11 protein-coding genes are annotated in these 11582 nt (G+C 58.8%); 6 read left to right on the forward strand and 5 right to left on the reverse strand.

Annotation, left to right across the window (positions count from 1 at the left end; all coding sequences use genetic code 11):
• Positions 1-36: 36 nt before the first annotated feature.
• Genes AC0L8N_RS11150 through AC0L8N_RS11165 form a run of 4 tightly spaced genes read left to right on the forward strand, consistent with a single transcriptional unit; the run spans position 37 to position 3115 of the window.
• A complete protein-coding gene (locus AC0L8N_RS11150; RefSeq protein WP_473667728.1) occupies positions 37-699 on the forward strand; it encodes a hypothetical protein in 663 nt (220 codons plus the stop codon).
• A 35-nt stretch (positions 700-734) separates the two neighbouring features.
• Positions 735-1667 (forward strand): ABC transporter ATP-binding protein, encoded by a 933-nt coding sequence (locus AC0L8N_RS11155; protein WP_473667729.1) that lies wholly within the window; start codon positions 735-737, stop codon positions 1665-1667.
• Entirely contained in the window at positions 1664-2437 is a 774-nt protein-coding gene (locus tag AC0L8N_RS11160; RefSeq protein ID WP_473667730.1) for an ABC transporter permease, read from the forward strand. Before AC0L8N_RS11155 ends, AC0L8N_RS11160 begins: the two co-directional genes overlap by 4 nt.
• 3 nt (positions 2438-2440) lie before the next feature.
• Complete coding sequence (locus AC0L8N_RS11165) at positions 2441-3115, forward strand: SOS response-associated peptidase (protein WP_473667731.1); 675 nt, start codon at positions 2441-2443, stop codon at positions 3113-3115.
• Here the strand turns inward: AC0L8N_RS11165 and AC0L8N_RS11170 are convergent.
• The 5 genes from AC0L8N_RS11170 to AC0L8N_RS11190 are packed head-to-tail and all read right to left on the reverse strand — an operon-like array spanning position 3081 to position 9460.
• Positions 3081-4955: a DegV family protein gene (locus AC0L8N_RS11170; RefSeq protein ID WP_473667732.1), complete on the reverse strand. Its 1875-nt coding sequence runs from the start codon at positions 4953-4955 to the stop codon at positions 3081-3083. The genes AC0L8N_RS11165 and AC0L8N_RS11170 overlap by 35 nt on opposite strands.
• Before the next feature lie 24 nt (positions 4956-4979).
• Complete coding sequence (locus tag AC0L8N_RS11175) at positions 4980-5648, reverse strand: general secretion pathway protein GspB (protein WP_473667733.1); 669 nt, start codon at positions 5646-5648, stop codon at positions 4980-4982.
• Between the two features lie 34 nt (positions 5649-5682).
• Positions 5683-7350 carry an ExeA family protein gene (locus AC0L8N_RS11180; protein ID WP_473667734.1) on the reverse strand — a complete coding sequence of 556 codons (1668 nt, stop codon included), beginning with the start codon at positions 7348-7350 and terminating at the stop codon, positions 5683-5685.
• A gap of 41 nt (positions 7351-7391) precedes the next feature.
• Complete coding sequence (gene dinB / locus AC0L8N_RS11185; protein ID WP_473667735.1) at positions 7392-8573, reverse strand: DNA polymerase IV; 1182 nt, start codon at positions 8571-8573, stop codon at positions 7392-7394.
• A complete protein-coding gene (locus AC0L8N_RS11190) occupies positions 8570-9460 on the reverse strand; it encodes a polyprenyl synthetase family protein (protein WP_473667736.1) in 891 nt (296 codons plus the stop codon). The genes dinB and AC0L8N_RS11190 overlap by 4 nt, the downstream gene beginning before the upstream one ends.
• 158 nt (positions 9461-9618) lie before the next feature.
• Between AC0L8N_RS11190 and mvaD the strand changes: the two genes are divergently transcribed.
• Both mvaD and AC0L8N_RS11200 read left to right on the forward strand, forming a co-directional pair.
• Positions 9619-10572, forward strand: a complete 954-nt coding sequence (mvaD, locus tag AC0L8N_RS11195) for a diphosphomevalonate decarboxylase (RefSeq protein WP_473667737.1) — start codon at positions 9619-9621, stop codon at positions 10570-10572.
• Complete coding sequence (locus AC0L8N_RS11200; RefSeq protein ID WP_473667738.1) at positions 10572-11582, forward strand: mevalonate kinase family protein; 1011 nt, start codon at positions 10572-10574, stop codon at positions 11580-11582. Before mvaD ends, AC0L8N_RS11200 begins: the two co-directional genes overlap by 1 nt.

The following is an 11582-nucleotide window of genomic DNA, read 5'->3' on the forward strand; positions in this document are numbered from 1 at the left end:
GCAAATCGGCGCACCGCCGGCATGAGGGAGTAGGGGATGGACTATCTGGGGCCGCAGCACGCGGATTACACCAATGTCAGGGCCCTCAATCGGGCTTTTCTGGACCTGCTTGCGGATTCGCAGCGAGCGCAGGTGCTTTGCCATGGCCTGACAGCGGACTTGTTCGATCGCCTCCAGGCACAGCGCAGCCTGCAGCGGGAGCGGCTGGCAAGTGCGCCGTTCCTGTTGTTCTCGCTGCGGGAAGCCGATGGAGAATTCTGGGACGGCTTGATCGTCGCGTGTCGCGAGCGCGATTTGTTTGCCAGTGCGCCGTCCGATCAGGCGGTGAACCGCCTGGTCATGGCCAGCGTTGCCTACCTCTGGCAGCTCGCCCGGCAAAACGCCTACGCCGCGAGAGTAATCTGTGGCGCGAGCCTGCATTGGTGTGAGCAGGTAGCTGAGCAGCCACTGATGGACATTGTGCACGCCGCCGCCTGCGCTGATGTCCTGCGCTTACGCTCACCGGCGGATAGTACGATGTGGCACAAACTCCTGGATGACGCTACAAGCGCTGAACGTGCCGTCCGTGATGCGGCCTGCATAACCGCCCTGCAACGGGTGCTGACCGATGGTGCCGGGCAACGAGTGCAGCGGCCTGCACTCGCAGCGCGTTCTTTCCATACGCAGGCATTCAAGGTTGCCGACAACAGTGATCGCTGACCGCGAGGTGCGGGACGTATACAATACGCGGCGCCATGCATGCACTATCAATAAAGAACCTCCAAAAAACCTACCCTAACGGCAACCAGGCGCTTAAAGGCATCGACTTTGACGTGGAGTCGGGTGACTTCTACGCGCTGCTTGGGCCCAACGGCGCCGGCAAAACGACGGCCATCGGCATTATTTGTTCGTTGGTGCAAAAGTCGGCCGGCAGCGTCGAGATCTTTGGCCACAGCATTGACCGCGATCTCGAAGCCGCGAAAGCCTGCCTCGGCCTGGTGCCACAGGAAGTGAACCTCAATCTGTTCGACACTGTGCAGAACATCGTTATGAATCAGGCCGGTTACTACGGGCTGAACCGCAAGCTTGCGCACGAGCGGGCGGAAAAATACCTGACGGAACTGCGGCTGTGGGATCGGCGGAACGACGCTGCACGCAGTCTGTCAGGCGGCATGAAGCGCCGATTGATGATTGCACGCGCCTTGATCCATGAACCGAAGCTGCTGATCCTCGATGAACCGACCGCCGGCGTCGATATCGAGATACGACGCTCGATGTGGGAGTTTTTGCGAAAGATTAATGAGGCTGGAACGACCATCATCCTGACGACGCATTACCTCGAGGAAGCCGAAAGCTTGTGCCGGCATGTCGCCATTATTGATGGCGGGCAGATCATCGAGAACGCCCGAATGAGCACGATCCTGCGCAAATTGCAGCGCGAAGTGTTTGTGCTGAGTCTGCGTGATCCGCTGTCAACGGTTCCCCGGTTGGACGGCTTCGAGGTAACGCGCCTGGGCGATACTGAGATTGAAGTCGCAATCGAAGCGGGTCGGGATCTGAATGCATTGTTTGCTGCGCTGAGTGCCCAGGGCCTGTCAGTGCAGAGTCTGCGCAACAAGGCAAATCGACTGGAGGAACTGTTTCTTGGTCTGGTCGATAACAAGAAACAGGCTGGTACAGGACCATGAATATCGCGCTGAACTGGGTGGGCCTGAAGACCATCGTTACCAAGGAAGTGATCCGGGTATTGCGTATATGGATCCAGACGATTGTTCCGCCCGCGATAACGATGACGCTGTACTTCGTGATTTTTGGCAACCTGATAGGCAGCCGGATCGGTCTGATCGAAGGCGTTCCTTACATGCAGTACATCGCGCCCGGTCTGATCATGATGGCTGTTATTACCAATTCTTACGGCAATGTTGTGTCGTCGTTTTTTGGCGCGAAGTTTGGACGGCATATCGAGGAGATGCTGGTTTCACCGATGTCGAATGCCACGATAATCCTCGGGCATGTCGCGGGCGGCGTCATCCGCGGCCTTTTGGTCGGTGGCCTTGTGACGCTGATCGCGCTGGGTTTCACGCGCCTGAACGTTGAGCATCCTTTCATTACCCTGTCCATGGTCGTGCTCTCGTCGGTTGTGTTTGCTCTGGCAGGGTTCATCAATGCCATGTTTGCCCGCAAATTCGATGACATTGCCATAGTGCCGACGTTCGTTTTGACGCCGCTGACCTATCTCGGCGGTGTTTTCTATTCAATCTCGATGTTGCCGGAGTTTTGGCAATCTGTTTCAAAGCTGAATCCGATTTTGTACATGGTCAATGCGTTCAGATACGGAATTCTGGGCACTTCGGATATCGGAATCGTCTACGCCTACGTGATCGTTTGTACCTTCGTTGTCGTCTTGTTTAGCGTCTGCCTCGTACTGATGAATCGTGGCGTTGGGATTCGCGAGTAGGCTGTGTGCGGGCGCTTCGCTTTCTATTCACCCAGTGAAGCCACCGCGGCGCTGTTCGCTGTCAATGATGCGCTACCGGTAGAAGCCCGCTACAACATAGCCCCGACGCAATACGTCGCCGCGATCCGCAATGACGGCGAAACCGGCAGGCAACTGCTCATGTTGCGTTGGGGTCTCGTCCCTTTCTGGGCAAAAGACCCCTCGATCGGCAACCGGATGATCAACGCACGGGCCGAAACTGTCGCGGAGAAGCCCTCGTTTCGCGCGGCATACAAACAACGACGCAGTCTCATCCTCGCCGATGGCTTTTACGAATGGCGGAAGGAGGGCGACGGCAAGACCCCCTACTTCATATCGAAAGCGAACGCCGAGCCGCTCGCGTTTGCCGGCTTGTGGGAGTCGTGGCACAACAAAGAAACCGACGAAACCCTGCAATCGACAACCATCGTGACCACCGCTGCCAATGATTTCATGCAGCGGCTGCATGCGCGTATGCCGGTTATCGTTGAGCCGCAGCTCGCCGATGCCTGGCTACAGTGTGACGAGCAAGCCTTACCCGCCGCAATTGCGGCAATGCCACGGATGCAGGCCTGGCCGGTGTCGCGGGCGGTGAACAACGCACGCAATGAAGGCGAGCAGCTGCTCAGCCCCGCGGGTGAGGCACTTCGACAGGAGTAAGGTCGCGATCGACAAACTCGTCCGCTTGCCGGTGCCGTTGCACGGCGATAACGATCGCCCCGGGACCGCCATGTGCGCCGAGCGCAGAACCGAGATCAGTAATGCATGAACGACTGACGTTCGGTAGCTGTTCGCGTACGAGTCGGTCAAGGTCCTGAGCTTCCTGCAGACACATCGCATGCCCTATTGCGACACGCCAACCGGCTTTTCGGTCCAGGCGTTTTGCGATGAAACGCGCGAATTTTGGCAGCAGGTTTTGGCGACCCAGCAACAGGCCGCTTGCGGATATCCGGCCATCCGGTTCGGAACGCAATACCGGAGTGATGTGCAGCAAGTCGGCGAGCAATTTTCGCGACGCGGGCACCCGGCCGCCCCGGACGGCGTAGCGCAAATCCTTCACCAGCGCGAACGTAAACGTTTCGTTAATCGCCGTGTCCACGGCGCGCAGTGCTTCGTCGATACTAAGCCCCGCATCGGCGCATTCGGCCGCAAAAACCGCAATCAGTCCCTGGCCCAGCGACGCGTTCAATGAGTTGACCACGTGTACACGACCACTTGCATTGGTGCGTTCGGCCGCTGCCTGGGCAGCCTGCAAGGTTCCGCTGACCCGGCCTGTCAGGTTAATCGAAAGTACGTCCTGATAGTGGCTGGCAAGAAACTGAAACTGACGTCGAAAGTCACCCGGTGATGGTTGCGACGTGGTCGGGTGGATCGGATTCGACTGCAGCTCGCGATAAAACTCTTCCGCCGAAATGCTGACCTTGTCGAGATAGCCACGTTTACCAAACTGCACTCGCAGTGGCACTGTATGAATGTCGAGACGTTCCATATCTTTGTCATCGATGTCTGCGGCAGAGTCAGTGATAACAGCAAATTTGGCCTTGTTATCATGCGAGCTCTTTTGTTGCTGGTGCATGTCATCGGCCTTCTCGCCACTCAGCGTGCCGCACGACCGGGCAAGCTCGAAGACTTTCTCAGGCTCGTTGACATGAATATGTATCTTCGCTTTGCGTTTGGTACCGGCAAGAACGAGCGAATCTCCAAGTGCGGAGAGCGCCTCACGCAATCGGCGGCGGTCGATATCGGTTCCTGTAACTATGCACTCGGTGCAGTAACGCTGCTCTGGCATTTCATCCGAGAGTTGCGGCATTTCGGCGACCAGGCGCTCAACGCTGGTGTGTTCCGGCAGTGGTGTGGGTTTGCCGTGCGCAATGTGGTCACACATGCCTTCGATCAACGCAACAAACCCCTTGGCACCCGCATCCACGACGCCTGCCTTTCTTAGCTCGTCCAGTTGCGATTGCGTGCGGGACAGTGCTTTGCGGCACTCAGGCAACGCAGTGCTCAGCAGCGTGGCGAAATCCTGTACCGTTTCAGTGGCTGTTTGGCGTTGCAGGCTCGATGAAAAAACTGCGATAACAGATAGAATTGTGCCTTCTTGCGGGTTGGACAACGCGTCGCGTGCGTATTCATTGCCACGCTCGACAGCCTTGGCAAACGTATGGGTCGTGAAGCGGGTCAGTTGTTCTGCGGTATCACTGATACCCTGAAAAAACTGCGCAACGATTGCGCCCGAATTGCCGCGAGCGCTGTCGAGCAGCACATCGGCAATTGTGGCAAGTAAGGTGCTGACGTGCTTTCCGGGTGGCTTCTGCAGGGTATGCAGTGCGGCGCTCAACGACAGGCTGAGATTGGTGCCGGTATCGCCGTCCGCCACCGGAAATACATTGATTGAATTCAGGTTGTCCTGTTCTGAGATGACCCGGTGAATGCCCGAGCGCAGTGCCTGCGCAAAGCGGTCAGTGCTCAGGAATTGGCTACTGGAAGTGTGTTCAGTCACAGCAACATACCGGCAGGCATGGTGCTATTCCCGGGGCAACAAGAACTCGCGACCGCGATGTTCAAGAACGACACCGTCGGTACGAATTTCTTTGACCAGTGGGCCTTCTGCCAGTCGGGCCTGCTCGCGGTACTTACTCATGTTGATGAAGACGAAACGCTCGTCCGCCGCCTGGCTGTAAACGTGAATATCCAGATGCAGCTCGGGCAGTTGCAGGTCGCCATTGATCTGCAATTCCATCATTGTTGGTATTGACGATGATGCTGTCGTGGCGCTGCTTGCGCGCGTGGACGCAATGCTCGGCGGTACTTCGGCAAGAGGTCGGACATTCGTTGTCGTGCTGTTTGCTGCAGGCGGTGTGCTGCTCGTGGACGCAGTACTGCGAGGCGGTGTGACCGGCTCCGGCGGCACCTGCTCGCGTGCTTCGTTGACCAGATCCCTGAAAGCGGGTTGTGCGTCGCTGGCGGCTGTCGGTACCTGAAATTCGAGCTGTTGCACGCCCGCCCTGGGTTCGCGATCCACCAGCAAGAATGCCAGCACCACGATGTTGACTAGCAGCAAGGCTAACAGCAGCCAAATCCACACCGGTGTTGATCGGCTTTGGGTTGCACGCGGAATATCGGCAAACCCGGGCAGGTGTTGTTGTTGCCGCTCGGATTCTGATTTTTTCAGTGCATCGAGGATGTACGACATTAGTGGTCTCGCCCGTTGCTCGCGCCACAGATTATCATTGTCGACCGCTGATTAGCTGCGGGGTATTCTCGTCGGCAAGCAGAGAATTGATCAGAATCTGGGTTTGTTGCCCGGCCAGCCCGTCCACCCTGAGTCGATTCCGGCGCTGGAACTCCATCAGTGCTTGCTCAAGGCTGGCGTCGAAGACGTTCGAGGGAGTGGCGCTGGTGGCAAGGTCCTTGTCGATCGCGGCCAGACTCTCACGTAACCACAGTACATTCGGGCCACTGGAGCCAGGTCGCAACGCTGCCGTATCCCCATTGGGCGGGCGCCACAGCAGCATGAACTCGCCAAACCAATATTCGCCAAGCTCGGTGACCGGCACCCATACACGTTCCTCGCCGAGAGCCAGCTCGGCATTGTCGCCGTCAATCGCCGTCAGTACCGGCTGGTGGGCAGCGCCCGTTGAATCCATGAGCGTCAGCATCGCCGGACGATTGAGTTGCTGAACCACGTTCCATGAGCCGCGCTGAAACAGGCAGCTCAGCCCGTGCGCTTCTGCTTGCGCGCAACCGGTACCAGCACCCGTTGCGAAGTTCAGCCCCCACAAATCGAACAAGGTGCGCATGGCAGTATCGACATTGCCGGAATAATTGCGCAGCCGTTCATCGAGTACCGGCGCTGGTGGCGCATCCACAGTGACCGGCTGTTCGATGTTGCCTGTTGCCTGCTGTGCCAGTGGCTCTGGCATTGTGACGTTGCTGTCAGGGCTTGCGGCGGCCGGTGTCCGGGCAACTACGGCGTCGGCAATGCTGTTATCGGAATTTGCAAGCATGGGCGGGACAAACAGGACCGCGGCCACTATCGCTGCAGCGCCCAGCACCGGGAGCAGCCATCGCCAGTGGCCAGTGGCTGCAATACCGGATACTTCAGTCGCTGCTCGTCTAACGATTGAACGATTGACCGTACGTGTTTCAGCGCTGTAGGCGCCCAGCAAAGCGCGGTCACAAATAACGTTCATGATCCGCGGTATACCGCCCGACAATCGGTACACGGCTTTCTTTGCGCCCGCATCAAACACCTCACCAAGAGCGCCAGCTACTTTCAGACGATGATCGATGTACTGACTCGCTTCGTCCTGCGACAGGGGTTCGAGGTGATAACGACCAGTCACTCGTTGTGCCAGCTGGCGGAGACTGTTCTTCGCGAGCAGATCGCGCAATTCGGGTTGGCCAATCAAAATGATCTGCAACAGTTTCTGTTTGGCAGTTTCGAGATTGGTCAGCAGTCGCACTTGTTCGAGCACGTCTTCGGAAAGGTTCTGGGCTTCGTCGACCAACAGAATAATCCGTCTGCCACGTGCATGCGCTTGCAGCAAGTGGCGGTTCAAGGCGTCAACCAGGGCTTTGGTGCTGTCCGTGTTGCCGGGCAGGTCAACACCCAGTTCTTCACAAATCGATAGTAGAAACTCGAGCGCCGTCACTTGCGGGTTCAGGATCAGTGCGAGATCGACCTCGGTCGGCAGTTGGCCCAGCAAGCTGCGCACCAGTGTGGTCTTGCCGGTGCCGACTTCACCGGTTAACTGAATGAAGCCACCGCCTTCCGTTACCCCGTAAATGAGGTGGGCAAGCCCCTCACCATGCCGCTCGCTCATAAACAAATAGCGTGGGTCCGGTGTAATCGCGAACGGCTTTTCGTTGAGTCCGAAGAATCTTGTGTACATGGTTCAGGAGTGAATCCGGTACAGGCGCGAGATCGCCGATTCTACCCGATTTGGTCGTTGTTAAAGGTGCGGGCTCTGCCGAGCGGCACAGAATCGAATTTTTGCCGGATTTCATCCACCGTTCTATCAAGTTTGGAGGCGTTTACCGCCGGCTGCTCGTCGAACAGATCGCCCTGTGTTGCACGGGCCAGCTCGCTGCCGCCGACCCCCAGCAGCCGGATATGCGCGCCGGGGTGTTCCCGCAGCCAGATTTGCAGCAGTTTCAGTGCCGCCTCGTAGAGGGCGGCCGTGCCGTTGGTAGGTGGGTGCAGGGCGTGTTGTCGAGTAAAGGTGGTGAAATCCGCCTGACGAACTTTGATCTGCAGGGTACCGGCCAGCACCTCTTTGGCCCGCAATCGCGTGCCGGTTCGTTCGCACAGGCGCAGCAATTCGCGCTGCATTTCTTTGAGGGATTGCAGGTCCTTATCGAAGGTTTCTTCTGCGCTGATCGACTTTTCCGCGCGTGAACTGACAACCGGACGATCATCTATCCCGCTGGCACGGTCGCGCGTGCGTGCAGCGTAACGACCGAACAAGGCTTCCAGTTCCCGCGTCGGCGCGCAGCGCAGGTCCTGAATGGTCTTGATGTGAATTGCATGCAGGCGCGTCAGCATTTGTCGACCGATGCCGGGGATCACGCCCACTGGCAACGGATCGAGTATGTCGCGCAGGTTGCTGTCGGTAACGACAACCAGGCCATCCGGTTTGTCGAGGTCTGACGCTATTTTGGCGACGAGCTTGTTCGGTGCTACGCCAACCGATGCCGTCAGTTCTGTGGTTTCGTGAATGCGGCGCTTAATTTCTGCAGCGATTTTCTCAGCACTGCCGAACAGCGTCAGGCTGTCAGTAACATCCAGGAAGGCTTCGTCGAGCGACAGTCCCTCGACCAGCGGCGTGAACTCCTGAAACACCTCGAAGATCTGCGTGGACACCGACTTATAGAGTGCCATGCGCGGCGCGACCCGTAGTAATTGGGGACAGCGGCGCATGGCTTCCCGGATCGGCATAGCCGAACGCACTCCAAAAGTACGCGCTTCGTAGCTTGCCGCAGCGACCACGCCGCGATTGCTGCCGCCGCCTACGACCAGTGGTTTGCCACGCAGCTCGGGGTTGTCACGTTGTTCAACGGATGCGTAGAACGCATCCATATCAACGTGCAAGACCTGGCGCGTGGCCGGGTTCATTGCGTCCGGTCGACGATATAGTGCGCAAGCCAGCGCAATGGCTCAGCGCGCTCACCGAAACATTCCAGCCCGTCGATACTGTGCTGCAGTAGTTCGTCGCAACGTTCGCGCGCGGGCTCAAGTCCGAATAACGCGGGCCAGGTCGCCTTGTCCTGCCGTATGTCAGAGCCTGCCGGTTTGCCGATAACAACGGTTTCGCCCTCGATATCGAGGATGTCGTCCCGAATCTGGAATGCAATACCGATGGAATCGGCGTACTGCTGCAGTCCGCGGCGGTCCGTATCCGTAAGTTCGTCCGCGACACAGGCAGCGCTCATTATGGCGGCGTGAATCAATGCGCCGGTTTTAAGCGCGTACATCTGTTCCAGCTCTGCCGCGCTGAGCAATTTGCCCTCGGACGAGAGGTCGATGGACTGCCCGCCGGTCATGCCACGTGAACCGCAGGCGTGAGCGATCAGGCGAATAAGACAAGCGGACTGTTCGGGCGTGGTTGCCGGGCATTCCGCTACGGCGGCAAATGCCAGTGGTTGCAGAGCATCGGCCGCCAATATCGCCGTTGCTTCGTCGAACTTGCGGTGCACGGTCGGTTTGCCGCGGCGCAGGTCGTCGTCATCCATTGCCGGCAGGTCGTCGTGTACCAGGGAGAAGGCGTGAATCAGCTCGATCGCCGTTGCTGCACTGTCGATGCGTTGCGGGTTGATGTTCAGGCATTCCGCGCTGGCGTAAGCAAGCAATGGCCGGATGCGCTTGCCGCCATTGAGAACTGAATAGCGCATGGCGGCATGGAGTCTTGCGGGTAGCACGTCCTCTGCGGGCAATATGCGTTCCAGACAATCACTGATGCGAGCGGTGTATTCCTGTAGTCGAGCGGCGAACGGTGTGGGCAAAATCGGGCTCCCGGGCTGGGTTTGGCTGGAACTGGGCGCTAAAGACTACACGGAATTTTGCGTCAATGCGCCGGACTCCGGTACGGGGAATCCGGGCGGCACTGGGCTATAATCGCCGACCCCACCCGGTAGCAAGCAAGCCATTTCGGACCACGATCATGCGGGCAATCAGCCAGGCGCAACCCAACATCGCCCTCGTAAAGTACTGGGGCAAGCGGGATGTTGAAAACAACCTGCCGGCAACCGGTTCATTGTCGATTACGCTCGAGGCGTTGTGGACCAGGATGAGCGTGGAGTTCGATGATCAACCTGGCCCCGACACACTGCTGGTTAACGGCATGGAGCAGCCGCAGATGTTGCCACGTGTACGGCGCTGCCTCGACGACATCGCGGGTTCCGAGCGCCCAGCGGCGCGCGTCGAAAGTGAATGCAATTTCCCGATTGCCGCCGGACTTGCATCATCGGCGTCCGCTTTTGCCGCGTTGGCGACAGCGGCGAGCAAAGCCAATGGGCGTCGCAGTGATCGCCTGAACCTGGCTCGTGCAGCGGGTCGGGCCTCGGGTTCGGCGGCACGCTCGCTGTACCCCGGCTTCGTTGAGCTGAAAGTCGGGTCGGACAATATAGACCTCGCTACTCTCGCCATGCCTGAGCAATGGCCGTTAACGGTGACCGTCGCGGTAACGGAAGCGGGTTCCAAGCCGGTCAGCTCAAGTGCGGCGATGATCATCAGCCGGCAAACATCGCCGTTCTATGACGCCTGGGTTGAACGCCAGCCCGAGGACCTGACCGCAGCGCGTGTAGCCGTCGCGGCACGCGATTTCGCCGCACTGGCGGCGGTCGCCGAGCACAATTGCCTGAAAATGCACTCGGTAATGTGGACATCGCGGCCATCAGTTGTCTACTGGAACAGCGCGACATTGGCGGCGCTGGAAACGGTGCGGCGCTTGCAGGACCGAGGTGAAGCGGTGTTCTTCACTATCGATGCGGGGCCCCAGGTAAAAGTGGTTTCGCTGCCGGAGATTGCGGCGGAGGTTGCGGACGAATTGCGCAAGACCGAAGGGGTTATTGATGTCCTGCAGAGCGGTCTTGGCGACGGCGCACGGGTTCTGTAATGCAGTCAGGCAGCTACGTGGCAACAGCGCCTGGCAAAGTGGTTTTGGGCGGCGAGTACGCTGTCCTGCACGGGGCGCCTGCGATTGCGGCAAGCGTCAACAGACGTGCCCGGGTGAGTGCCGAGAAGATCGACGCGGTCTGTAACGAACTCAGCATGCCGGGCTTTATCGACGGGTCATGGCGATTTGTCGGCACGGCCAATGGTGCACCGGACTGGCTGGATTCCCCGCCTGAGTCCGCTGCATTTTCACTGTTCGAACGTATTCTGCAAGCCGTCGGCGGGATGGCCGACAGCGGTATTCGGCTGACGCTCGATACACGGGCATTTGTTGATGAGGCCAGTGGTCGCAAGCTCGGGCTAGGCTCAAGCGCCGCGTTAAGTGTGGCGCTGACAGCGTTTCTTACCCGGCAGCGCGGTTCGCAGCTGTTGCCAGCGGCGATGGCGGCGCACACGGCTTTTCAGGGTGGCGAAGGCAGTGGTGTCGATATCGCTTGTGCTATCCATGGTGGGGTCATCGGCTACTCGCGCGATTCGGCAGAAGTGGAAGTGCTGAGCTGGCCGGACGGTTTGCACGTGGCGTTGCTGTGGAGCGGCACACCGGCGGGTACCACGGCAAAAATTCAGCAATTGAAGGCGGGCTTGCGGGATCCGGCGAGACTCGCGAGCCTGACGTCGTTGTGCGATGAAGCGCGCGCGTTGCTGGCCTGCTGGCAGCAAAACAACGTGCAGGAACTGCTCGCACAGTTCGACATTTACACCAGAGCGCTACACGATTTTGATCGCGACCAGTCGCTGGGTATTTTTTCCGCCGGTCATGCCGGCGTTTACGCCGCTGCGAGGGAGTCGGGTCTCGTCTACAAACCGTGCGGCGCCGGTGGCGGTGACATTGGTGCGGCCATGTCGATGGACAAGACAGCGCTTAATGCATTTACGCAAAGGGTACGGCAGCTCGGTTTTATCGCGCTGGACACGACGCTCGGGGATTCCGGCGTGCAACTCGACGGATGA

It is taken from the genome of Woeseia sp. D3-10 (genome assembly GCF_055809415.1).